Annotated in this window: 21 protein-coding genes; 11 read left to right on the forward strand and 10 right to left on the reverse strand. The window is 71.3% G+C overall.

The features are described from left to right. Positions 1-7 precede the first annotated feature (7 nt). The 4 genes from ACZ4UB_RS18930 to ACZ4UB_RS18945 all read left to right on the forward strand — a co-directional run bounded on the left by ACZ4UB_RS18930 (position 8) and on the right by ACZ4UB_RS18945 (position 3,710). Positions 8-1,150 carry an NADH-quinone oxidoreductase subunit D gene (locus ACZ4UB_RS18930; RefSeq protein WP_354380597.1) on the forward strand — a complete coding sequence of 381 codons (1,143 nt, stop codon included), beginning with the start codon at positions 8-10 and terminating at the stop codon, positions 1,148-1,150. Between the two features lie 77 nt (positions 1,151-1,227). Next, positions 1,228-2,082, forward strand: coding sequence for an arylamine N-acetyltransferase family protein (locus ACZ4UB_RS18935; RefSeq protein WP_468071485.1), 855 nt, complete (start codon positions 1,228-1,230; stop codon positions 2,080-2,082). A gap of 47 nt (positions 2,083-2,129) precedes the next feature. Continuing rightward, positions 2,130-2,339: a hypothetical protein gene (locus tag ACZ4UB_RS18940; protein ID WP_354380599.1), complete on the forward strand. Its 210-nt coding sequence runs from the start codon at positions 2,130-2,132 to the stop codon at positions 2,337-2,339. Positions 2,340-2,426: 87 nt separating this feature from the next. Further along, positions 2,427-3,710, forward strand: a complete 1,284-nt coding sequence (locus tag ACZ4UB_RS18945) for an alpha/beta hydrolase (protein ID WP_468071487.1) — start codon at positions 2,427-2,429, stop codon at positions 3,708-3,710. Between the two features lie 32 nt (positions 3,711-3,742). Here the strand turns inward: ACZ4UB_RS18945 and ACZ4UB_RS18950 are convergent, their stop codons facing one another. The 4 genes from ACZ4UB_RS18950 to ACZ4UB_RS18965 form a co-directional block, all read right to left on the reverse strand. Further along, positions 3,743-4,906, reverse strand: a complete 1,164-nt coding sequence (locus ACZ4UB_RS18950; RefSeq protein WP_468071489.1) for a hypothetical protein — start codon at positions 4,904-4,906, stop codon at positions 3,743-3,745. Positions 4,907-5,037: 131 nt separating this feature from the next. Continuing rightward, entirely contained in the window at positions 5,038-6,027 is a 990-nt protein-coding gene (locus ACZ4UB_RS18955; RefSeq protein ID WP_354380602.1) for an ABC transporter substrate-binding protein, read from the reverse strand. A gap of 82 nt (positions 6,028-6,109) precedes the next feature. Then, positions 6,110-6,781: an ABC transporter permease gene (locus tag ACZ4UB_RS18960; RefSeq protein ID WP_354380603.1), complete on the reverse strand. Its 672-nt coding sequence runs from the start codon at positions 6,779-6,781 to the stop codon at positions 6,110-6,112. Positions 6,782-6,785: 4 nt separating this feature from the next. Next, on the reverse strand, positions 6,786-7,463 hold the full coding sequence (locus ACZ4UB_RS18965; RefSeq protein WP_467962337.1) for an ABC transporter permease: 678 nt from the start codon (positions 7,461-7,463) through the stop codon (positions 6,786-6,788). 143 nt (positions 7,464-7,606) lie between these two features. On the opposite strand from ACZ4UB_RS18965, the gene ACZ4UB_RS18970 reads away from it, so the two are divergent. Then, positions 7,607-8,572, forward strand: a complete 966-nt coding sequence (locus tag ACZ4UB_RS18970; protein ID WP_468071492.1) for an ABC transporter ATP-binding protein — start codon at positions 7,607-7,609, stop codon at positions 8,570-8,572. Between the two features lie 125 nt (positions 8,573-8,697). Here the strand turns inward: ACZ4UB_RS18970 and ACZ4UB_RS18975 are convergent, their stop codons facing one another. After that, positions 8,698-9,807, reverse strand: a complete 1,110-nt coding sequence (locus ACZ4UB_RS18975; RefSeq protein ID WP_468071494.1) for an alpha/beta hydrolase — start codon at positions 9,805-9,807, stop codon at positions 8,698-8,700. Between the two features lie 151 nt (positions 9,808-9,958). Here ACZ4UB_RS18975 and ACZ4UB_RS18980 point away from each other — a divergent pair, with 151 nt between their 5' ends. From ACZ4UB_RS18980 to ACZ4UB_RS19005, 6 genes are all read left to right on the forward strand, one after another. Beyond that, positions 9,959-11,809 (forward strand): phosphatidylglycerol lysyltransferase domain-containing protein, encoded by a 1,851-nt coding sequence (locus tag ACZ4UB_RS18980; RefSeq protein ID WP_468071496.1) that lies wholly within the window; start codon positions 9,959-9,961, stop codon positions 11,807-11,809. Positions 11,810-11,901: 92 nt separating this feature from the next. After that, positions 11,902-12,771 (forward strand): dihydropteroate synthase, encoded by an 870-nt coding sequence (gene folP, locus ACZ4UB_RS18985; RefSeq protein WP_468071498.1) that lies wholly within the window; start codon positions 11,902-11,904, stop codon positions 12,769-12,771. Between the two features lie 58 nt (positions 12,772-12,829). Beyond that, positions 12,830-13,273, forward strand: coding sequence for a nuclear transport factor 2 family protein (locus ACZ4UB_RS18990; RefSeq protein WP_467962347.1), 444 nt, complete (start codon positions 12,830-12,832; stop codon positions 13,271-13,273). A gap of 128 nt (positions 13,274-13,401) precedes the next feature. Continuing rightward, on the forward strand, positions 13,402-13,761 hold the full coding sequence (folB, locus tag ACZ4UB_RS18995) for a dihydroneopterin aldolase (RefSeq protein ID WP_354380610.1): 360 nt from the start codon (positions 13,402-13,404) through the stop codon (positions 13,759-13,761). Beyond that, on the forward strand, positions 13,758-14,366 hold the full coding sequence (gene folK / locus ACZ4UB_RS19000; RefSeq protein WP_399264957.1) for a 2-amino-4-hydroxy-6-hydroxymethyldihydropteridine diphosphokinase: 609 nt from the start codon (positions 13,758-13,760) through the stop codon (positions 14,364-14,366). Before folB ends, folK begins: the two co-directional genes overlap by 4 nt. A 48-nt stretch (positions 14,367-14,414) precedes the next feature. Next, positions 14,415-14,894, forward strand: a complete 480-nt coding sequence (locus ACZ4UB_RS19005; RefSeq protein ID WP_354380612.1) for a DUF3180 domain-containing protein — start codon at positions 14,415-14,417, stop codon at positions 14,892-14,894. Between the two features lie 130 nt (positions 14,895-15,024). Here the strand turns inward: ACZ4UB_RS19005 and folE are convergent, their stop codons facing one another. From folE to ACZ4UB_RS19030, 5 genes are all read right to left on the reverse strand, one after another. After that, a complete protein-coding gene (gene folE / locus ACZ4UB_RS19010) occupies positions 15,025-15,633 on the reverse strand; it encodes a GTP cyclohydrolase I FolE (RefSeq protein ID WP_354380779.1) in 609 nt (202 codons plus the stop codon). Between the two features lie 116 nt (positions 15,634-15,749). Further along, positions 15,750-17,783 (reverse strand): ATP-dependent zinc metalloprotease FtsH, encoded by a 2,034-nt coding sequence (ftsH, locus tag ACZ4UB_RS19015; RefSeq protein ID WP_467962351.1) that lies wholly within the window; start codon positions 17,781-17,783, stop codon positions 15,750-15,752. A 196-nt stretch (positions 17,784-17,979) separates the two neighbouring features. Further along, on the reverse strand, positions 17,980-18,540 hold the full coding sequence (gene hpt, locus ACZ4UB_RS19020) for a hypoxanthine phosphoribosyltransferase (RefSeq protein ID WP_468071500.1): 561 nt from the start codon (positions 18,538-18,540) through the stop codon (positions 17,980-17,982). A gap of 77 nt (positions 18,541-18,617) precedes the next feature. Then, a complete protein-coding gene (gene tilS, locus ACZ4UB_RS19025) occupies positions 18,618-19,703 on the reverse strand; it encodes a tRNA lysidine(34) synthetase TilS (protein ID WP_468071502.1) in 1,086 nt (361 codons plus the stop codon). 256 nt (positions 19,704-19,959) lie between these two features. After that, on the reverse strand, positions 19,960-21,087 hold the full coding sequence (locus tag ACZ4UB_RS19030) for a zinc-dependent metalloprotease (RefSeq protein WP_354380615.1): 1,128 nt from the start codon (positions 21,085-21,087) through the stop codon (positions 19,960-19,962). Between the last annotated feature and the right edge of the window lie 35 nt (positions 21,088-21,122).

Raw genomic sequence — 21,122 nt, forward strand, 5'->3', positions numbered from 1 at the left:
TGCGCGCATGACGGAGACCACGGTCGGCATCGGCGGAGCGGCGGAGAGCACCGACATGGTGCTCAACATCGGCCCCCAGCACCCTTCCACGCACGGCGTGCTGCGCCTGCGCATCGTCCTGGACGGCGAGCGGATCATCTCCGCCGAGCCCGTGGTCGGCTACATGCACCGCGGCGCCGAGAAGCTCTTCGAGGCGCGGGACTACCGCCAGATCGTGATGCTCGCGAACCGCCACGACTGGCTGTCCGCGTTCTCGAACGAGCTGGGCGTGGTCATGGGCGTCGAGCGGATGCTCGGCATGGAGGTGCCCGAGCGCGCGGTGTGGATGCGCACGCTGCTCGCCGAGCTGAACCGGGTGCTGAACCACCTGATGTTCCTCGGGTCCTACCCCCTGGAGCTGGGCGGGATCACTCCGATCTTCCACGCCTTCCGCGAGCGCGAGGAGCTCCAGGCGGTCATGGAGGAGATCTCCGGCGGCCGGATGCACTACATGTTCAACCGGGTCGGCGGCCTCAAGGAGGACCTCCCGGCGGGCTGGCTCGGCCGGGCCCGGGCCGCGGTCGCGGACGTCCGGTCGCGGATGCACGTGTACGACGACCTGGTCCACGGGAACGAGATCTTCCGCGGCCGGACCCGCGGGGTCGGCGTCCTGTCGGCGGAGGCGGTGCACGCGTACGGCGTCTCCGGGCCGATCGCCCGCGCCTCGGGCGTGGACTTCGACCTGCGCCGCGACGAGCCCTACCTCGCCTACGGCGAGCTCCAGGACGTCCTCAAGGTGATCACCCGGACCGAGGGCGACTGCCTGGCCCGCTTCGAGTGCCTGCTGGACCAGACCCACAACGCGCTGGACCTCGCGGTGGCCTGCCTGGACCGGATGGAGGAGCTGCCGCCCGGCCCGGTCAACCAGCGCCTGCCGAAGGTGTTGAAGGCACCGGAGGGCGAGACGTACGCCTGGACCGAGAACCCGCTCGGGATCAACGGCTACTACCTCGTCTCCAAGGGCGAGAAGACCCCGTACCGGCTGAAGCTGCGGTCCGCGTCCTTCAACAACATCCAGGCCCTGGCCGTCCTGCTGCCCGGGCAGTTGGTCGCGGACATGGTGGCCATCCTCGGCTCGCTCTTCTTCGTCGTCGGTGACATCGACAAGTAGCCGCCGGTCCCGTCGGCCGCGGTCCTGGTCCGAAAGTCTGATCGACAAGCGGAGGGCGAGCCAGCAGGCTGGGGGCCATGACCTCCGGCCTGAGCCCAGCAGTGGTGGGCGCGTACCTGCGGCGGCTCGGCATCGACGAGCCGGGGCCACCCCGCGCCGACGCGCTCTTCGCGCTGCACCGCGCCCACGTCGAGCGCGTCCCGTACGAGAACCTGGACATCCAGCTCGGCCGGCCGCCCGGCATCGACCCCGAGGGCTCCGCGCGCCGGCTGGCCGCCGGGCGCGGCGGCTACTGCTTCCACCTCAACGGCGCCTTCGCCCTGCTCCTTGAGGCGCTCGGCTACGAGGTCGCCCGGCACGTCGGTGGTGTGTACGACGACCGCGCCGCCCGGAAGGTCAGCGGCAACCACCTCGCGTTGAGCGTCCGGGTGGGGGGCGGGGCGTACTTCGTGGACACCGGGCTCGGCGACGGGCCGTACGAGCCGCTCCCGCTGCGCGAGGGCCGCTGGACGCAGGGCGGCTTCACGTACTCCCTCACCCCCTTGGCGAACGGCACGGGCTGGAGCTTCGAGAACGTGGGCGGGCCCTTCCCCGTGATGAACTTCCGCTCGGCCACGGCGACCATGGCGGACTTCGCGGCCGAGCACGTCCGGCTCACCACGGCCGCCGACTCCGGCTTCGTGCGGACGCTGGCCGCGCTGCGCCGGGACGCGACCGGGATGGACGTGCTGCGCGGACGCACCCTGAGCCGGGTCGAGGCGCACACGGACCCGGTCAAGCGGGAGCTGGCCACCCCCGAGGAGTTCTTCGAGGTGCTGGCCGGCGTCTTCGGGCGGGAGCTGGACGACCTGGACGCGGCGGACCGGGCCGCGCTGTGGGCGCGGGCGACCGCCCCGGTGGACCGCGGGGAGAAGCAACAGCAGCAGGCGTAGCGGCCGTAGCGGGCGGCGATGTCGGTGCGAGGGGGCAGACTTGGGTCATGTCCCACTCCCCCCGCCGTGCCTGCCCCACCTGCGGACGCGACTGCGCCGTGACCGCCGGTCGGATCGCCCGCCACGATCCCCCGGGCGGCCGCGGCGAGCTGGTCTCCTGCCCGGGCTCGCGGGCGCGCGTGGTGCTGGGCGCGTCGGCGCCGACCCTCGACGGGTTCGTGCTCGCGGAGCATCCGGGGCAACTCCCCCTGTTCTGAGGGCCACCGGGGAGGGGGGACAGCCCCCGCCCGTGACCGGGGGCCGCCCGGATGTCGACGCGCGGGCGGCGGAAATAGCTTCGGTCCATGACGACGCAGAGGATCCAGAGAGCGAAGAACACGCCGAGAACGCCGAACCCGTGGCTGCGCCGCGGCGCCGCCGCCGTGGCCCTGGCCGCCGTGCTGGGAGGCGTCGCGGCCCCGGCCGCCCTCGCCGCGACCCCCGCCGCTACGCACTCCGTCACGACGGCCGCGGCCCCCGGCGCGCGCGGCACCCTGATCTCCGTCACCCCGCTCGCCGACCTGACCCGCGATCAGGTCGGCGCGTACGTCGGGGCCATCGGGATCGGCTCCGACACCGTCCGCCACGGGGTCAGCGCCTACCGCCTGACCTACGCGACGATCACGCCGCAGGGCCGGCCGACCACCGCCACCGGGCTCCTGGTCCTGCCGCGCGGCGGCCCGCACCGCCTCGACCTGGTCTCCGACACGCACGGCACCACGGTCTTCCGGGGCGACGCCCCCTCCGGCGCCGGCGACTTCGGCCGGATCACCCCCTACCTGCACGCCGCCGCCGGGCGGGCGGTCGCCGCGCCCGACTACCTGGGCCTGGGCGGCGGGAGCGGCAGCCACCCCTACATGGACGAGAAGTCCGCCGTCAGCGCCGGCCTCGACATGCTCCGGGCGGCCCGCACGGCCAGCGACCGGCTGGGGCGCCCGCTGACCGGCGACGTGTACGCGACCGGCTTCTCCCAGGGCGGTCAGGTCGCGATGGCCCTGGGCCGGGAGCTGTCCTCGGTCCGGACCGGGTTCCGGCTGCGCGCCCTGGCGCCGATGGCCGGCCCGTACGACATCGCCGGCGCGGAGCTGCCCGGGCTCACCGACGGCCGCATCGACCCGCTGACCGGCGTCTTCTACCTGTCCTACTACCTGACCGCGCAGAACAAGCTGCACCGGCTGTACGCGGACCCCGCCGAGGTGTTCAAGGCCCCGTACGCGAGCACGCTGGAGGGCCTGTTCGACGGCAGCCACACCGAGGAGGAGGTGGTCGCCGGGCTCCCGGCCACCCTGGACGGGCTGCTCACCCCGGCCTGGGCCGAGCAGGTCAGACACCCGAGCGGCGCCTTCGCGGCGGCGATCGCGGCGAACGACGACGCCTGCGACTGGAAGCCCGCCGCGCCCGTACGGCTCTACGCCGCGGCCGGCGACCGGGACGTGCCGATCGCCAACGCCCGCTCCTGCGCCGCGGACCTCGCGCGCCACGGGGTCCGCGCCCCGGTGGTGGACCAGGGCGCGGGGACGGACCACCGGGGCACGGCGGTGCGCTCCGCCCCGCAGGTGGTCCGCTGGTTCGACGCGCTCAGCCGCTGACCCCGGCCGGGGTCGGGGTCGGGGTCGGCGGCCTAGGAGATCGCGGTGCGCAGCTGCGCGACGTCGATCGGCTCGGTCTCGTCGTGCGCGGTCAGGTCGATGACCTGGCCCACGGCGCGCAGTTCGGGCGTGGAGGGCTTGAACTCCGCCTGGCCCGCGTCCGCCACCGCCTCGGCCTTGTGCGCGGCCAGCACCTCGGCTCCCACGACGTCGGCGAGGTCCTCGTTCTGCACCGCCTCGATCACGGCGCGGGCCTGGGCCGCGGTCTTGGTGCCGAAGAAGTCGAAGCCGCCCTCGACGCGGGAGACCGTACGGCGCTGCGCGGCGTAGGGCGCCACGGTGGCGGCGAGCCGCCGGGCCGGGACCGCGGCGCTCGCACCGGACCGGGTGTGCGCGACGGCCTGCTGCGGGGCGGCCTGGCGCGCGACGGACTGCTGCGGGACGGGGGCAGCGGCGAGCTGGGAGGCTCCGCCAGCGCCGGATTCCGTTTGCACCCCCCGTGCGGCTTCCGCTTGTGTGTCGGGCGCCACCGCGCCCTGTTCGCCGGGGCCGGTCGGAGCGGTGGTCCGCGCCCCGGGCTTGGGCACCTCGGGCCGGTCGGCTTCCTCGGCCTCCGCCTTGCGGGCGAGGGCGCCCAGGGCCGCGTTGGCGCGGGCGTAACCGACCGGGGTGGGCGCGCCGCTCGCGGTGCGCTCCTCGGAGACCGCCGGGAGCACCTTCGGTGCGACCGCCGGGGCCGCGGCGGCCTCGATGGCCAGCAGTCGCCGGCCTTCCAGCGCGCTCGCGCGCTCGGTCTCGGCCGTCGCGTACCGGCGCAGGAGCGCCGCGTGCTCGCCCCGCAGGCCCGCCAGTTCGACCCGCTTGGACCGCAGCTTGGCGTCCAGCCTGGTGCGCAGCGCGCGCGATTCCTCCAGGTCGGACTCCAGCTCGGCTATCCGCTCGTCGGTGCGCCACTCGTCCTTGACCCGGTCGCGGGTCAACTCCGCGACCCGGCGCCCGGCCGCCCGGTCCCAGGCGCGCATGACGACGGCGGCGGTGACTCCGGCCGCGCCCGCGAAGGCCACGAGCAGCCGTAGCGCCACGGGTTCCGCGAGCAGCCAGGCCACGCCCGCGCTGGTGATCGAGGCACCTGCGAGGGTCGTCGGCGTGAGCAACCGGTGCAGGGGTTCGGGATTGCGGTGGCGTCCACGGGGCATGGCCTGAAATTTACAGGGCGTAGGGGGCTCATGGGGTAACCGCCCGGCAATCTGTTCCCGGGCAGTTACCCGTCATTTGCCCATCAACCGTGTAACTGCTGGCGACCCGCGTCCCCTTGGCCGCTCCCGCGTTACTTCTTCAGCAGTCCCTTCGACTCCAGATAGGCCTTCGCGACGTCCGCGGGCTTGGCCCGCTCGGCGTCCACCTTGCGGTTCAGATCGACCAGATCGGCCGTCGTGAGCGCCTTGGTGAGCTTGTCGAGGGCGGCCGCGACCTCCGGCGTGCCGGCGTCCTTGGCATTGACCACGGGCAGGACGTTGTCCGCGTTCTGGAGCTTCTTGTCGTCCTCCAGCAGCACCAGGCCGTAGCTGTCGAGGGTGGCGTCGGTGGTCGTGGTGAGCACGAGCTGGTCGACGCCGTCCTTGACGGCCTGCTTGGACTGCGGGGTGCCGACGCCCTTGGGGTCAATACCGGAAATGTCGATTCCGTATGTCTTCTTCAATCCCACGGCGCAGAACGGGCGGACGGTGCATTCGTCGCTCGCCGCGATCTTCACCTTCAGTCCGGACTTACCCAGGTCGGAAAGGGACTTGAGGTTGTTCTTCTGCGCGAATTCCTTGGTCACCGCGAAGGCGTTCTGGTCGACCGCGGCGCCGGCCGGGAGCACCTTGAGTCCGAGCGGGCCCGCGAGCTTCTCCAGGGCGGCGACCGTCGCCGTCACGTCGCTGGAGGCGACCGGCTTGTCCTCGGGCGCCTTGGAGCCGTTCACCTTGGCGTTGAGGAACTCCGCGAGGGTGGCCGCGTACTCCGGGACGACGTCGATCTCGCCCTTCTCCAACGACGGCTCGTACAGCTCGCGGTTGTTGACCGTGGTGATCGAGGTGCCGTAGCCCGCGTCCCGCAGGACCTGCGCGTACAGCTCGGCCAGCACGTTCGACTCGGTGAAGCCGGCCGCGCCGATGACCAGCTTGCCCTTGCCCCCGGAGGACGAGGAGGAGGAAGAGGACGACGAGTCGCCGTCCTTCGTCTTCTCCAGGCTGTCACCGCCGCACGCGGAGAGCGAAGCGGTGAGGGCCACCGCACCCAGTGTCGCGCCGAGGATGCGCGTGGTCTTGCCCATGGTTGCTCCGTTCAGGAGTCGAGAAGCAGGGATGTGGAGAAGCGGGACGAACGAGGAAGGGACGGGGGACGGGGGACGGGAGTCAGCGGGCCGGTGCGCCGGAACGCAACAACAGCCGGTCCACGGCCACCAGCACCCCCTCCACCACCAGGGCGAGCGCCGCCACCAGCAGGGCCCCCGCGATGACCTGCGGGGTGTTGAAGGTGTTGAACCCGGCCGTGATGATGCGGCCGAGACCCCCCTGGCCGACCATGGCCGCGATCGTCGCGGTCGCGATGACCTGGACGGCCGCCGAGCGCAGACCGGTCATCACCAGGGGTCGGGCGAGCGGCAGTTCCACCCGCAGGAAGAGCTGACCGCCCGACATCCCCATGCCCCGGGCCGCCTCCACCACCGAGCGGTCCACCTCCCGCATGCCGACGTAGGCATTGGTGAGCAGGGGCGGTACGGCGAACAGCACCAGCGCGATGATCGTGGGCACGTACCCCGCGCTGCGCAGCGGCGAGACCATGAACAGCGCGAGGACGGCGAAGACCGGGACGGCCCGCCCGACGTTGGACACGTTGACGGCGAGTGCGCCGCCCTTGCCGAGGTGACCGAGCCACAGCCCGATCGGCAGGGCCACCGCGCAGGCGAGGGCGAGCGCCACCCCGCTCACGAAGGCGTGCTCCGCGAGCCGGTGCCAGACCCCGCTCTCACCGGACCAGTTGGCGCCGTCCGCCAGCCAGTCCCAGGCGTCCGCCAGCACTCCCATCGACTCAGCCCTCCTGCACGGCGCGGGTCCACGGGGTGACCAGCCGCTGCACGCCGAGCAGCACCAGGTCGGCCACCAGGGCGAGCAGCACGCACAGCACGGAGGCGGTGAGCACCTGGGCCTTGAAGGAGCTGTTGACCGCGGGCGCGATCAGATTGCCGAGGCCGCCCTTGCCGACGATCGAACCGACCGTCGTGAGCGCGACCGTCGAGACCGTGGCGATACGGACCCCCGCGAGCAGGGCCGGGAGCGCGAGCGGCAGTTCGACCTGCCACAGCAGCCGGGTCGGCCCGTACCCCATGCCGCGCGCCGCCTCGCGGACCTCCTCCGGCACGCCTTCCAGCCCGGCCAGGACATTGCGGACGAGGATCGTCAGCGAGTAGAGCACCAGGCCGGTCACCACGAGGGAGGCCGACAGCCCGAAGAAGGGCAGCAGCAGCGAGAACATGGCGAGCGAGGGGATCGTGTAGAGCAGGGTGGTCAGGCCCAGCACGGGCGCGGCCCAGCGCCGGCCCCGACGGGCCAGCAGGGCCAGCGGTACGGAGACGGCGACGCCGATGAGGACGGAGACCGCGGTGATCCAGACGTGCTCCAGGGTGGCGTCGGTCAGCTCCTGGCTGCGGGACGTGACGTAGTCCCAACAGATCCAGTCGTTCGCCACCAGGCAGTTCTGCCCGGCCATGGCGCTCACCCCCCGTCACCGATCCCCTCGCCGAACGCGTGTACAGCGACCATAACCCCAGCCACCGACAACGGCCGGAATCATTCGCAACGGGGCAACACTCCCTTTACAAAACCCGACCCCGCTTAGGGAAGGATGGAGCGGTGATCCGATTCGAGCATGTGACCAAGCGTTACCCCGACGGAACGACCGCGGTGGAGGACCTGTCCTTCGAGGTGGCCGAGGGCGAGCTGGTCACCCTCGTCGGCCCGTCCGGCTGCGGCAAGACGACCACGATGAAGATGGTCAACCGGCTGATCGAGCCGACCGGCGGCCGGATCCTGCTGAAGGGCGAGGACATCGCGGCCGCCGACCCCGTCGAACTGCGCCGCCGGATCGGCTACGTCATCCAGCAGGTGGGCCTCTTCCCGCACAAGACGGTGCTGGAGAACACCGCGACCGTCCCCCAACTGGTGGGCACACCGAAGGCGAAGGCCCGCGCCCGGGCGGCCGAGCTGCTCGAACTGGTGGGACTGGATCCGGCCACCTACGGGGGCCGCTACCCCCAGCAGCTGTCGGGCGGTCAGCGCCAGCGCGTGGGCGTGGCCCGGGCGCTCGCCGCCGATCCGCCCGTCCTGCTGATGGACGAGCCGTTCGGCGCCGTGGACCCGGTGGTCCGCGAGCGACTGCAGAACGACCTGCTGGCCCTCCAGAAGTCCGTGCACAAGACGATCCTGCTGGTCACGCACGACCTGGAGGAGGCGATCCGGCTCGGCGACCGCATCGCCGTCTACGGCCAGGGCACCATCGAGCAGTTCGCGAGCCCGGCCGCCGTGCTGGGCGCGCCGGCCACGGAGTACGTCGCCCGCTTCGTGGGCAGCGACCGGGGGCTCAAGCGGCTCGCGGTGACCGCGGTGGCGACGGCCGACCTGGCCCCGTCGGACGGGCACGGCGAGCCCGCCGCCTCGGTGGCGCTGGGGGCGACGCTGCGCGAGGCGCTGGCGGCGCTGCTCCAGGAGGACTCGGGCCGGATCGGGGTCACGGATCCGGCGTCCGGCGCGCTGGTCGGCGTACTCACTCCGGAGGGCGTGCACCGGGCACTGCGCCGGGCGGAGTTCCAGGAGGCCTGAGCCCGGCGGGCCACGGAACGGACCCGCACGGCCGGCGAACGGACCCGCACAGACGTGTGACCGGCCACATCGGGCCGGTCACGGGTCGTGCTCACCGCTGCTCACCGCTCGCGCGCGGCAGGGGGTCAGGCCTGCACCCGGCTGCTCAACCACACCATCATCGGCGGGATCTCGCGGCGCCAGGTGTTGAAGTTGTGGCCGCCGCTGTCGAGGATGATCGAGGAGACCCGGTCCGGTCCCTTGACGCCCTTGATGAACTTGCGGGTGTCGCCGAGGTTCGGCTCGCCCTTCTCGCTGCTGGTGACCAGGAACGACGTGCCCGTCGGGGTCTTGGCATGCAGGCTCTTCAGCACGTCGGCGCGGTCCTTGAGCTTGGCGTCGCCGTGGAAGAGGTCACCGGTGGTCGGGTCGTTCGGGGCCTCGTAGTAGGCGGACAGGCCCACGGCCGTACCGAAGGTCTTCGGGTGGTGCGCGGCGATCTTCAGGGCGCAGTAGCCGCCCGTCGAGTTGCCGATGAAGGCCATGTTCTCGGCCTTCTTGCCGACCCGGAAGGTCGACTGGATCGCCTGCGGCAGGTCCTGCGCGAAGAAGGTCTCGGTCTGCGGGCCGCCCGGGATGTCCACGCACTCGGTGTCGCGCGGCGGGGCGACGGTCGGGCGGAGCATGACCAGGATCATCGGCTTCATCTTGCCCGCCTTGGCCTGCTTGAAGGCCGTCATCGGGTAGTTCAGCCCTTTGATCAGGTTCTCCGCCGTGCCCGGGTAGCCGGTCAGGACGATCCCGGCCGGAAAGTTGGCCTTCGCGTGCTGCGGCTGGAAGTACTCCGGCGGCAGCCAGACGTAGCCCGGGCTCGTTATCTTCGACTTCTCACCCGCTATCGAGACCTTCAGGATCTGTCCGCCGACGGCCGGGCGGCCACCCCCGGGGACGTCGAGCTTCTGCTTGTCGACGACCTTGATGTCCTTGCTGCTCATCGAGTGGTCGACGACCTTGCCCATCGTGGTCTCCTGGCCGAAGAGGTCGGCCCAGGATCCGTAGAAGAGGAAGGACTTGTTGGCCGCGAGGCCGACTGCGGAGAAGAGTGCCAGCTGCGTCGCGAGCAGGAGCGCGATGCGACCGGCGTACGCACGGAACGTGCGGCCCGAGAGCCGCGGCCAGAACCAGACCGTTGCCGCGAACAGCAGCACACCGGCGATGATGGCCAGCGCCAGAACCAGATTGCTGGTGAGACCCATGAGCAGTAAGCCGTCTTTCTGAGTGGCAGGACGAGTTTTTCCGAAGGAGGAGTGAACCCGCTCCCCCTTCGCGTCGTCCTACTGGACGCACCACACTCCGAAGGCTGTCAGGGCCTTCGGTCAATGATCTCTCGCGGAGCAACGGGAAGCGATGTCTAGCAGGATAGATGGCGATAAGTCGGGACAGGTTCCGAGTCGGGTCCGCCGAATCCTTGGCGGACCACGACCGGAGGCCGTACCCGGGCTGGTAGGCACGGCCGTCATGATCGTCGGTTTCCTCGACATCATCGCCGGTGTCTTCCCGCGCTTTCGGCACAGCAGGATCCATGCCTTCACCGAGGTGATCCCCGGATCGCTCGGCCCCTTCGCCGCCGCCCTCGCCATCAGCGCGGGCGTGCTGCTCCTCCTGCTCGCGCACGGCCTCAAGCGCCGCAAGCGCCGGGCCTGGCGGGCCGCGGTCGTCCTGCTGCCCGCGGGCGCGGTCGCGCAGTTCACCTACCGGCACTCGATCGTCGGCGTGCTGCTCGCGGCGGCGCTCCTCGCGCTGCTGCTGCGCCACCAGAGTGAATTCAAGGCGCTGCCGGACCCCCGCAGCCGCTGGAAGGCCCTCGCCAACTTCGTCCTGATGAGCGCGGGCTCGATCGGCCTCGGCCTGGTCATCGTGAACTCGCACCCGGGCAAGGTCGTCGGCGACCCGAGCCTGTACGAGCAGATCACCCACGTCGTCTACGGCATCTTCGGCTTCGAGGGTCCCGTCGACTACGCCGGCCGGGTGTCCTGGACCGTCGGCTACTCCCTCGGCGCGCTCGGCATGCTGACCGCGCTGACCACCATGTACCTCGCCTTCCGCCCCGAGCACCCGGCCGCGCGGCTCACCGAGGACGACGAGACCAAGCTGCGCGAGCTGCTCACCAAGCACGGCGGCCGCGACTCGCTCGGCCACTTCGCGCTCCGCCGCGACAAGGCCGTCGTCTTCTCCCCCAGCGGCAAGGCCGCCGTCACCTACCGCGTCGTCTCCAGCGTGATGCTCGCCTCCGGCGACCCCATAGGAGACGTCGAGGCCTGGCCCGGCGCGATCGAGCGCTTCATGGAGGAGGCCAAGGCCCACTCCTGGACCCCGGCCGTCGTCGGCTGCTCCGAGACCGGCGGCGAGGTGTGGACCCGCGAGACCGGTCTGGACGCCCTGGAGCTGGGCGACGAGGCGATCGTCGACGTCAAAGACTTCTCCCTCTCCGGGCGCGCGATGCGCAATGTCCGCCAGATGGTCAAGCGCATCGAGCGCAACGGCTACACGACCCAGGTCCGGCGCGTCAGCGAGCTGACCGAGGAGGAGCTGGAGCGGGTGCGCGGCGCGGCGGAGGCCTGGCGCGGCACCGACACCGAGCGCGGCTTCTCCATGGCCCTGGGCCGGGTCGGCGACCCGGGCGACGGTGACTGCTTCATCGCCACCGCGCACCGCGTCCAGGAGGGCGACACCAGCCCGTACGGCGACCTGAAGGCCGTCCTGCACTTCGTCCCGTGGGGCAAGGACGGCATGTCGCTGGAGATGATGCGCCGCGACCGCGCCGCCGACCCCGGCATGAACGAGCTGCTGATCGTGGCCTCCCTGGAGGCCTCACCCGGCCTGGGCATCGAGAAGGTCTCGCTGAACTTCGCGATGTTCCGCGCGGCGCTCGCCCGCGGCGAGAAGATCGGCGCCGGCCCGGTCCTGCGCATGTGGCGCGGGCTGCTGGTCTTCCTCTCGCGCTGGTTCCAGATCGAGTCGCTGTACAAGTTCAACGAGAAGTTCCGGCCCCGCTGGGAGCCGCGCTTCATGGTCTACCGCAGCAGCCGCGACCTGCCCCGCATCGGCTTCGCCGTGATGCAGGCGGAGGGCTTCGTGACGGTGGCGCTGCCGCGCCTCTTCGCCGCCCGCCGGCGCCCGAAGCCGGTCCGCACCTGCGCGCACGACCACGACGCCACCGTGCCGTCCCAGGCCGACCGCAAGGTCCAGGCCGCCTGACAGCGGTGCGCACGCGCGTACGAACACCAGGGCCCCGGCAGCCGACAGGCACCGGGGCCCTGTCATCCGCAGGGCAGCTCTACCCTGGACCTATGAACAACAAGCGCGGGACCGTCGCCCGGGGCTCGGTCACGGGTCTGCCCGAGTGGGACCGCTGCGGGGTCATGGGCGTCGTCAACGTCACCCCCGACTCCTTCTCCGACGGCGGACGCTGGTTCGACACCACCGCGGCCGTCAAGCGCGGGCTGGACCTGGTGGCCCAGGGCGCCGACCTCGTGGACGTCGGGGGCGAGTCCACCCGGCCCGGTGCGAGCCGGGTCGACGAGGAGGAGGAGCTGCGCCGGGTCGTCCCCGTGGTGCGCGGCCTGGCCTCCGAGGGCGTCGCCGTGTCCGTCGACACCATGCGCGCCACCGTGGCCGCTCGGGCCGTCGAGGCGGGCGCGGTGCTGGTCAACGACGTGAGCGGCGGCCTGGCCGACCCCGGCATGATCGCGGCCGTCGCGGCCGCCGAGGTGCCCTTCGTGGTTATGCACTGGCGCGGCTTCAGCGACGGCATGAACGGCCTCGCCGTCTACGACGACGTCGTCGCCGAGGTCACCGCCGAGCTGCAGGTGCGGATCGACGCCGTCATCGAGGGCGGGATCGCCCCCGGGCGGCTCCTCGTCGACCCCGGTCTGGGCTTCGCCAAGAACGCCGAGCACGACCTGGCGCTCGTCGCGCACCTCCCCGAGCTGCGCGCGCTGGGCTTCCCGCTGCTGGTCGCGGCCTCCCGCAAGCGGTTCCTCGGCCGGGTGCTGGCGGGCGGGCGCTCCGCTCCCCCGCCCGCCCGCGAGCGCGACGCGGCCACCGCGGCCGTCTCCGCCATCGCGGCGCACGAGGGCGCCTGGGCGGTCCGGGTCCACGAGGTACGGGCGACGGCGGACGCGGTTCGGGTGGCCCGCGCCGTGGAAGGGGCACTGTGATCCGCACAGTGATCGAAGTGATCAGCACGGCGGGCGGACGCGCAGGGGAAGGGGCACGGTGAGCCGTACCGACATCGAAGCGGTCGAAGAGGTCAACACGGCCTTCTACGAGGCGATGGAGCAGGGGGACTTCGACGCGCTCTCGGCCCTGTGGCTGGAGGACGAGATCTCCTGCGTCCACCCGGGCTGGCCGGTACTGGCGGGCCGCGGCGAGGTGCTGCGCTCGTACGCCCTGATCATGAGCCACACCGAGTACATCCAGTTCTTCCTGACCGACACCAAGGTGGCCGTGATAGCCGATACGGCCGTGGTCACCTGCACCGAGAACATCCTCAGCGGCGGGCCCGCCGAGGACGGCGGCGAGCTGGGCCCCCTCGTGGGACAGCTGGTCGTCGCGACGAATGTGTTCCGTCGCACATCGCAGGGCTGGCGGCTGTGGTCCCACCACGGTTCTCCGGTGCTCACGGACTCCGACGAGGACGAGGACGAGGACCCTTCCTGACCCCGTCGGCACGGTTTGCCTTTTATCGCAGGTAAATTCGAAGACGGACGACGCCGACCGCACTCGGCTCAGGCCCATGCCCCGGGGAGTCCCGGACGGCAGCACCTACGAAAGCAGGAGTGATTCGCGTGGATCGCATCGCGCTGCGCGGCCTCAAGGCTCGCGGACACCACGGCGTCTTCCCCCGGGAACGCGAGGAAGGCCAGACCTTCATCGTCGACCTGGTGCTCCACATCGACACCCGGCCGGCCGCATCGGACGACGACCTGGCCAAGACCGTGCACTACGGCGTGGTGGCCGAAGAGGTCGTGGAGGTCGTCCAGGGCGAGCCGGTCGACCTGATCGAGACCCTCGCCGAGCGGATCGCCCAGCGCTGCCTCAAGCACGACGCCGTCGCGCAGGTGGAGGTCGTCGTGCACAAACCCGACGCACCGATCACCGTCCCCTTCGACGACGTGACCATCACGATCACCCGGAGCCGCGCATGAACAACGGACTGAACGCACAGAGCGACCCGACCGTACAGCCGGTCCCCGCCTCCGTCGTCGAGACGGTGGACGCGGCGGACGTCACGCTCTCCAACCCCCGCTGGGCCGTCATCGCGCTCGGCGCGAACCTCGGCAACCGCCTGGAGACCCTCCAGGGCGCCATCGACGCCCTCGGCGACACCCCGGGCCTGCGGGTCAAGGGCGTCTCCACCGTGTACGAGACGGAGCCCTGGGGCGTCGAGCCCGGCTCCCAGCCGTCCTACTTCAACGCCGTGGTCCGCGTGAAGACCACGCTGCCGCCGTCCTCCCTGCTGGAGCGCGGACACGCCATCGAAGAGGCCTTCGACCGCGTCCGCGAGGAGCGCTGGGGGCCCCGCACGATCGACGTCGACATCGTCGCGTACGCCGACGTGGTCTCCGACGACCCGACGCTCACCCTCCCCCACCCGCGGGCGCACCTGCGGGCCTTCGTCCTGGCCCCTTGGCAGGACGTCGACCCCGAGGCCGAGATCGCGGGCCACGGTCCGGTCGCCGGGCTGCTGGCGGGAATCGGTCTGGACGGCGTCACGGCGCGCCCCGACCTGGAACTCCACCTGCCGGAGTAGTCGTTAGCCTGTTCACTGCTGTTGGCTGAGAAAGCGGGGAACGGGCACGTGAAGCAATTGAGGCCGGCCGTCCTGGCGGGCATCTTCGCCGTCGCCGGGGTGCTGTCCTGGGCCGGCGCCAGGCTGTGGAACGCCTACGGGACCCTGCCGGGGGTGCCGCTGGCCGCCCCGGTCGTCCTCGCGGTGATCGCCGCCGTGCTGTGCGCCACGGCCCTCTCGCTGCGCGGCCGCCTCAAGGCCCAGCGCGAGCGCCGACCGGGCGCCAAGGGCGTGGATCCGCTGATGGCGGCCCGCGCGGTCGTCTTCGGGCAGGCCAGCGCGCTGGTGGCGGCCCTCGTGGCGGGCATGTACGGCGGTGTGGGGGTCTTCCTCCTGGCGGACGGGCTGGACGTGCCCGCTCGCCGCGAGCAGGCCTACTACGCGGGCTTCTCGGTCCTGGCCGGCGTCGCGGTGGTCGCCGCGGCCCTCTTCCTGGAGCGCGTCCTGCGCCTCCCGGACGACGAGGACGACGCGACCGCCCGCGCCTGACCCGGGTACGCGCACACGAAAGGGCGGCCGTCGCACGCGCGACGGCCGCCCTTTCGTGTGCGGCGGCGGGGCCGCCCGGCCCTGCCGGTACCGGCCGCCGGCACGATCCGGAAGAGACGGCCGAGCGGCCTCAGCGGGCCACGATGAGGCTCATGGCCTCGGCGCGGGTCGCGGGGTCGCGGAGCTGGCCGCGGACCGCCGAGGTGAGCGTCTTGGCGCCCGGCTTGCGGATGCCGCGGACCGACATGCACATGTGCTCGGCCTCGATGACGACGATCGCTCCGCGGGCTTCCAGGATGCGCATGAGCGAGTCGGCTATCTGGGTGGTGAGTCGTTCCTGCACCTGCGGGCGGCGGGCGTAGACCTCGACCAGCCGGGCCAGCTTCGACAGGCCGGTGATCTTGCCGGACTCGGCCGGGATGTAGCCGACGTGGGCCACGCCGTGGAAGGGCAGCAGGTGGTGCTCGCAGAGGCTGACGATCTCGATGTCCTTCACCAGGACCATCTCGTCGTGCCCGAGGTCGAAGGTCGTGGTGAGCACGTCCTCCGGCTCCTGCCACAGGCCGGCCAGGATCTCCCGGTAGGCCCGCGCCACGCGCGCCGGGGTCTCCAGGAGGCCCTCGCGGTCCGGGTTCTCGCCGACCGCGAGGAGGAGCTCGCGCACCGCCGCTTCGGCACGCTTCTCATCGAACTCGCGGGTCGCCGTGCCCTCGCCATCCAGGGTCACCGGATCGGTCATCTCTTCCTCGTTCCTGCCATTGCAGTGCTGGACAGCAGTGCTGGACATGTAAAAGTGCCGCGGTCCCCAGGCTAGAACCTGGGGACCGCGGCATCCATTCCGGAGTGCTCGCCCTGTCAGCTCTCGGGACGGTCCTCCGGGACCGCCTCGGGGCTCTTCTCCGTGGAGACCGGAGTCGTGCCGGGGGCCGAGCTTCCGTTCGCCGCGTTCGTCAGGGACAGCTCCCGGGGGGAGAGCACCGGCGGACGGGTCGACGGGGTACGGCGGGAGGATCCGGTCCACGCGGGGCGGGCCGGACGCTTCACGATCGTCGAGAAGACCTCGGCGATCTGCTCCTTGTTGAGCGTTTCCTTCTCCAGCAGCGCGAGGACGAGGTTGTCGAGCACGTCGCGGTTCTCGACCAGGATTTCCCAGGCCTCGTTGTGCGCCGTCTCGATGAGCTTCTTGACCTCTTCGTCGACCAGCGCGGCGACCTCTTCCGAGTAGTCGCGCTGGTGCGTCATGTCGCGGCCCAGGAACGGTTCGGTGTTGTCGCCACCGAACTTGATCGCGCCCAGGCGCTCCGTCATGCCGTACTGGGTGACCATCGCGCGGGCCGTGGCGGTGGCCTTCTCGATGTCGTTCGCGGCGCCCGTGGTCGGGTCGTGGAAGACCAGTTCCTCGGCCGCGCGACCGCCCAGCATGTACGCGAGCTGGTCGAGCATCTCGTTGCGCGTGGTGGAGTACTTGTCCTCGTCCGGCAGCACCATGGTGTAACCCAGGGCACGGCCACGGGACAGGATCGTGATCTTGTGGACCGGGTCGGAGTTCGGGGAAGCCGCCGCGACCAGGGCGTGGCCGCCCTCGTGGTACGCGGTGATCTTCTTTTCCCGGTCCGACATGATCCGGGTCCGCTTCTGCGGGCCCGCCACGACACGGTCGATCGCCTCGTCCAGGGCGTGGTTGTCGATCAGCTTCCGGTCCCCGCGCGCGGTGAGCAGCGCGGCTTCGTTCAGCACGTTCGCCAGGTCCGCACCGGTGAAGCCGGGCGTACGACGGGCAACAGCGCCCAGGTCGACGTCCGGAGCGACCGGCTTGCCCTTCTGGTGGACCTTGAGGATCTCCAGGCGGCCCTGCATGTCCGGACGGTCGACCGCGATCTGGCGGTCGAAACGGCCGGGGCGCAGGAGCGCCGGGTCGAGGATGTCCGGACGGTTCGTGGCGGCGATCAGGATGACCCCGCCCTTCACGTCGAAGCCGTCCATCTCGACCAGCAGCTGGTTGAGGGTCTGCTCGCGCTCGTCGTGACCGCCACCGAGACCCGCACCACGGTGCCGGCCGACGGCGTCGATCTCGTCGACGAAGACGATCGCCGGAGCGTTGGCCTTGGCCTGTTCGAACAGGTCACGGACACGCGAGGCACCGACACCGACGAACATCTCGACGAAGTCGGAACCGGAGATCGAGTAGAAGGGAACACCGGCTTCGCCCGCGACAGCGCGCGCGAGCAGGGTCTTGCCGGTGCCGGGCGGGCCGTAGAGCAGCACGCCCTTGGGGATCTTCGCGCCGACGGCCTGGAACTTGGCCGGCTCCTGCAGGAACTCCTTGATCTCGTGGAGCTCCTCCACCGCCTCGTCCGAGCCCGCCACGTCGGCGAACGTCGTCTTCGGGGTGTCCTTGGTGATCAGCTTGGCCTTGGACTTCCCGAAGTTCATGACGCGGGAGCCGCCGCCCTGCATCTGATTCATCAGGAACAGGAAGACCACGACGATCAGGACGAAGGGCAGCAGGCTCAGCAGGACGCTGAGGAACGGGCTGGTCTTGTCCGGCGAGACGGTGTACCCGTCCGCGATCTTGCCCGCGTCGTACTTGGTCTGGAGGTCCTTGGCGAGCGCGACGCCCTGGTCCCCGATGTAGTTGGCCTGGAACTTGGTGCCGTCGTTCTTGCCGAGCTTCTCGCCACTCTTCAGCTCGATCTTGATCATCTGGCTGTCACCGGTGGTGAGCTTGGCGCTCGACACCTGGTCCTGGTTGATCGCCTTGATGACCTCGCTGGTCTCCACCGACTTGTAGCCGCCGCCGGAGCCGACGACGTTCATCAACACGACCACGGCGAGGACGGCCAGCACGATCCACATGACCGGCCCACGGAAGTATCGCTTCACGTCCATCCATACGGGGCGCAGAGCACCCCGTCCCTCCTGCCCGTAGGTAAATGCTGCTGTGAGTAAAGACTGTTCTTCGGAATGTACCCCTGAATTGTCACCCGCGGCCTCGTGGGACGGCTGACAGACCCGCCTTCGCATGCTCCAACGGCGGGAATCGCCCCCAGGTTCCCCATCGGGGACCCCGGGGGCGGCGGTGGGATCAGCCGCCGTAGACGTGCGGGGCGAGCGTGCCCACGAACGGCAGGTTGCGGTACTTCTCCGCGTAGTCGAGGCCGTAACCGACGACGAACTCGTTGGGGATGTCGAAGCCGACCCAGCGGACGTCGATGGCGACCTTCGCGGCGTCGGGCTTGCGCAGCAGCGTGCAGACCTCCAGGGAGGCCGGCTCGCGGGAGCCCAGGTTCGACAGCAGCCAGGACAGCGTCAGACCGGAGTCGATGATGTCCTCGACGATCAGGACGTGCTTGCCCTTGATGTCGGTGTCCAGGTCCTTGAGGATGCGGACCACGCCGGAGGACTGGGTCCCGGCGCCGTAGGAGGACACCGCCATCCAGTCCATGGTGAGCGGGGTGGACAAGGCGCGTGCCAGGTCCGCCATCACCATCACCGCGCCCTTGAGGACGCCGACGATGAGCAGGTCCTTGCCCGCGTACTGCTCGTCGATCGACGCGGCCAGCTCGGCCAGCTTCGCGTCGATCTCTTCCTTGGTGATGAGCACCGACTGGAGGTCGTCGCCCATGTCCTTCTCGTCCACCCGCATCACTTTCGTAGTCCGCCGTGGCTCCGGGGGTTCCCCGGAGGACTCAGCCGCCCGGGGCGACGGCTCAGTCATCGCCGTCAGCCCTGCCGGATGACCAGTCTGCCACCCTGGCGCTGGGCCTCGACCCGGCCGGGCAGGTTGATGGCGCCCTGACCGCGCCAACCCGTGATCAGGCGGTCCACTTCCTCGATGTGGCGGGCGAAGAGCGAACCGGCGGGGGAACCGGCCGACAGGACGGCCCTGCGCAGCACGCGGCGGCGAACGGCCGGGGGCAGGGCGAAGAGCTTGGCGCACTCCAGCTGGCCGAGCTCGTCCCGTACGGCGGACTCCGCGTCGGCGGCCCAGGCGTCGAGGGCGTCGGCGTCGTCCCGGGAGAGCTGGGCGGTCCGGGCGAGGGCCTCGACCACTCCCTTGCCGAGCGCCTTCTCCAGGGCGGGCAGCCCTTCGTGGCGCAGCCGGGAGCGGGTGTAGGCGGGGTCGATGTTGTGCGGGTCGTCCCAGACGGCCAGGGACTGGACCATGCAGGCCTTGCGGGCGGTCTGCCGGTCGATGTGCAGGAAGGGGCGGCGGTAGCGGCCGGTGCGGCCGGGGCCTCCGGAGATCTCGGCCATCCCGGACAGGGACCGGATGCCGGAACCGCGGGCCAGCCCCAGCAGGACGGTTTCCGCCTGGTCGTCCCGGGTGTGGCCGAGCAGGACGGCGGCGGCGCCGAGCCGGTCGGCGGCCTCGTCGAGGGCGGCGTAGCGGGCGTCACGGGCGGCGGCCTCGGGTCCACCCTCGCGGCCGACGCGCACGGCGATGGCTTCCGCCGGTTCCAGGTGGAGTGCGGTCATCCGGCTGACGACCTCGGCGGCGCGCAGGTCGGAGCCGTCCTGGAGGCCGTGGTCGACGGTGATGCCGCCGGCCCGGATGCCGAGTTTGGGGGCCTCGAAGGCGAGGGCGGAGGCGAGCGCCATGGAGTCGGCGCCACCGGAGCAGGCGACGAGCACGAGCGGCTGCGGGCCGCCGGCGCGGTCGGTGCGGGCCCTGCTGTCGGCGCGGTCGGCGCGGCGGGCAGCGGGGGCGGTGCGGCGTTCGGTGGGGTCGGTCAGGTCGGTGAGGACGTCGTGGAGTACGCGGCGGACCGCCAGGCGTATCGCCGCGACCGCAGGATGGGGACCCATGTCCGGTGCCCTTCGGTGGAGTTCGGATGCCTCGAAGGCGTTGGGGGTGGTGCGCGCTCGGGGTGCTGCTCGGCTGCGCCCGCCGGCCCCGCGAAAGGTTCCGCGAGAGGACGGACTGTCACTCAGAGTGCGTCGATGGTGACAGAACCGAGCCGTTCCCTGAGCATCGCACGCCCTTCATCGGCTCACGGTCCCTCGGACGGGTGATGCTGCTTCCCCCAACGAGACAGCTTTACGCCCCCTCGTTCACCCCTTTTCACTCCCCCCGCCGGTGGACGCGGGCCACCCAGTCCGCGGGCTTGGCGATCTCCGCTTTGGTCGGCAATGTGTTCGGGGAAGTCCATACCCGGTTGAAGCCGTCCATTCCGACCTCCCCGACGACCGCGCGGACGAAGCGCTCGCCGTCCCGGTACTGACGCAGCTTCGCGTCCAGGCCCAGCAGCTTGCGCAGGGCCGCGTCGAGCCGTCCGGCGCCGCTGGCCCGGCGGGTCTGGAACTTCTCCCGGATCTCCGCGACCGAGGGCACCACCTCGGGGCCGACCCCGTCCATGACGAAGTCCGCGTGGCCCTCCAGCAGGGACATCACCGCCGTCAGCCGCCCCAGCACCTCCCGCTGCTCGGGGGTCTGGACGAGCTCCACCAAGGAGCGCCCCTCTTCCCCGCGCTCGCCGTCCGGACGGGCCCCGACCAGGGACTGCGCGGCTTCGCGCAGCCGCTCCAGCACGGTCATCGGGTCCATCTCGGTGGCGCCGAGGAACGTCTGGATCTCGCCCTCCAGGTGTTCCCGCAGCCACGGCACGGCGGTGAACTGGGTACGGTGCGTCTCCTCGTGCAGGCACACCCACAGCCGGAAGTCGTGCGGGTTGACCTCCAGCTCGCGCTCGACGTGCACGATGTTGGGCGCCACCAGCAGCAGCCGCCCGCCCCCCGTCGCGGAACCGGGCAGGTCCCGGGAGACCGGCGCGAAGGTCTCGTACTGACCGAGCACGCGCGAGGACAGGAAGCTCAGCAGCATCCCCAGCTCGACCCCGGTCACCTTGCCGCCGACCGCGCCGAGGACGGCCCCTCCGGGCATGTTGCCGCGCCGCTCCTGCATCTTGCCGAGCAGGGGTCCCAGCAGCTCCCGGAACCCCGCCACATTGGCCTTGACCCATCCGGCCCTGTCGACGACCAGGACCGGCGTGTCCTCGACGACCGACCCCTCGGGCATCATCCTGGTGAACTCGCGCACGTGCCGTTCCGAGGTCCTGGCGTGCTCGCGCAGTTCCGCCACCACGGCCCGCGCCTCGTCCCGGGTGATCTCCGGGCCGGGCCGTACGAGCCGGGTCGCGGTCGTCACCGCGAGATTCCAGTCGACCATCTCCACACCACCGATGCTCGTCATGCGTCAACGGTACGTGGACGGGCCGCCGGGCGGAT

It is taken from the genome of Streptomyces sp. NPDC028419, assembly GCF_055565515.1.